At 71.2% G+C, this 2,625-nt stretch carries 1 protein-coding gene; it reads left to right on the forward strand.

Translation table 11 applies throughout. The annotated features are described in order from the left end of the window. Positions 1-163: 163 nt before the first annotated feature. The gene (locus ABD308_RS03890) at positions 164-2,605 is read left to right on the forward strand and encodes a RelA/SpoT family protein (RefSeq protein ID WP_425554685.1); all 2,442 of its coding nucleotides are present in this window, start codon (positions 164-166) and stop codon (positions 2,603-2,605) included. The last annotated feature ends 20 nt before the right edge of the window (positions 2,606-2,625 follow it).

The following is a 2,625-nucleotide window of genomic DNA, read 5'->3' on the forward strand; positions in this document are numbered from 1 at the left end:
GCCCGCTGTTGTGTCGGGCGTGTGTCCGCCGCGTGTGCGGGCCCGGCCGACCGAACGTCCAGGCGCCAGGCTCGGTACCATGAAGATTCATCCCCTCCCGGTTGCGCGAGCCGCGGCCCGAGCCGCACGGCGCCCGCGGGGGGCAGGCCGAGTGCCCTGAGGAGTGTCCTTGCCCGACGAGGTTGTGCCCACGGCGGCTGCGGCCGCCCCCGAGAACCGGCCCACGCCCTCGGGGGCCACCCCGGCACGTCCGGCGCCGACCCCGTCCCGCCCGTCCGCCCCGGCCGGCCGGGGCCCCACCGGCGGCGGTGGCATGCGGGCCCGCCTGGCCCGCCTCGGCGGCCAGCGCTCCAGCGTGCTCAACCCCGTCCTGGAGCCGCTCTTCCGCTCCATCCGGGCCAACGACCCCAAGGCCGACCCGGCGCTGCTGCGCGACATCGAGAAGGCGTACGCGGTCGCCGAGAAGTGGCACCGCGGGCAGAAGCGCAAGAGCGGCGACCCGTACATCACCCACCCGCTGGCGGTCGCGACCATCCTGGCCGAGCTGGGCATGGACGCCCCGACGCTGATGGCCGGGCTGCTGCACGACACCGTCGAGGACACCGACTACGGCCTGGAGACCCTGCGCAAGGACTTCGGCGACTCGGTGGCCCTGCTGGTGGACGGCGTCACCAAGCTGGACCGGGTCAAGTTCGGCGAGGCCGCGCAGGCCGAGACGGTCCGCAAGATGGTCGTCGCGATGGCCAAGGACCCCCGGGTCCTGGTGATCAAGCTGGCCGACCGCCTGCACAACATGCGCACCATGCGCTACCTCAAGCGGGAGAAGCAGGAGAAGAAGGCCCGCGAGACGCTGGAGATCTACGCTCCGCTGGCGCACCGGCTGGGCATGAACACCATCAAGTGGGAGCTGGAGGACCTCGCCTTCGCGATCCTCTACCCCAAGATGTACGACGAGATCGTCCGGCTGGTCGCCGAGCGCGCCCCCAAGCGGGACGAGTACCTGGCGACCGTCATCGACCAGGTCCAGGGCGACCTGCGCGGCGCCCGGATCACCGCCTCCGTCACCGGCCGGCCGAAGCACTACTACTCGGTCTACCAGAAGATGATCGTCCGGGGCCGGGACTTCGCCGAGATCTACGACCTGGTGGGCATCCGGGTCCTGGTCGACACCGTCCGCGACTGCTACGCGGCGCTGGGCACCATCCACGCGCGGTGGAACCCGGTGCCGGGGCGGTTCAAGGACTACATCGCGATGCCCAAGTTCAACATGTACCAGTCGCTGCACACCACGGTGATCGGTCCCGGGGGCAAGCCCGTCGAGCTGCAGATCCGCACCTTCGACATGCACCGGCGCGCCGAGTACGGCATCGCCGCGCACTGGAAGTACAAGCAGCGCGCGGTGGCCGGGGCCTCCAAGGTGCGCACCGACACCCCGACCCAGACCCGCAAGGACGACAAGGCCGGCGCCGTCAACGAGATGGCCTGGCTGCGGCAGCTGCTGGACTGGCAGAAGGAGACCGCCGACCCCAGCGAGTTCCTGGAGTCGCTCCGCTTCGACCTGGCCAGCAACGAGGTCTTCGTCTTCACCCCCAAGGGCGACGTCATAGCCCTCCCGGCCGGGGCCACCCCGGTGGACTTCGCGTTCGCGGTGCACACCGAGGTCGGCTACCGCACCATCGGGGCCCGGGTGAACGGGCGGCTGGTGCCGCTGGAGTCGACCCTGGAGAACGGCGACGCCGTCGAGGTCTTCACCTCCAAGGCGGAGAACGCCGGACCGTCCCGCGACTGGCTGGGCTTCGTCAAGTCCCCGCGCGCCCGCAACAAGATCCGCGCCTGGTTCTCCAAGGAGCGCCGCGAGGAGGCGATCGAGCAGGGCAAGGAGGCCATCGCCCGCGCGATGCGCAAGCAGGGCCTGCCGATCCAGCGGATCCTCACCGGCGACTCGCTGGTCACCCTCGCCCACGAGATGCGCTACCCGGACATCTCCTCGCTGTACGCGGCGATCGGCGAGGGCCACGTCACCGCGCAGAACATCGTCCAGAAGCTGGTGCAGGCGCTGGGCGGCGAGGAGGGCGCCACCGAGGACCTCGCCGAGACGGCCACCCCGACCCACGACAACCGGCGCGCGGTGCGCCGCCGGGCCAAGGGCGATCCGGGGGTGATCGTCAAGGGCGTCGAGGACGTCTGGGTGAAGCTGTCGCGCTGCTGCACCCCGGTGCCGGGCGACGCCATCGTCGGCTTCGTCACCCGCGGCAACGGCGTCTCGGTGCACCGCGCCGACTGCGTCAACGTCGAGGCGCTGACCCAGCAGCCCGAGCGGATGATCGAGGTCGAGTGGGCGGCCACCCAGTCCTCGGTCTTCCTGGTGGCCATCCAGGTCGAGGCGCTGGACCGCTCCCGGCTGCTCTCGGACGTCACCCGGGTGCTGTCCGACCAGCACGTCAACATCCTGTCGGCGGCGGTGCAGACCTCCCGCGACCGGGTGGCGATGAGCCGCTTCACCTTCGAGATGGGCGACCCCAAGCACCTGGGCCACGTCCTCAAGGCGGTCCGCGGCGTCGAGGGCGTCTACGACGTCTACCGGGTCACCTCGGCCCGCAAGTAGCGCGGCCCGCTCCGCGCACA

The sequence above is a fragment of the Kitasatospora putterlickiae genome, from assembly GCF_039527695.1.
GTDB lineage: Bacteria > Actinomycetota > Actinomycetes > Streptomycetales > Streptomycetaceae > Kitasatospora > Kitasatospora putterlickiae.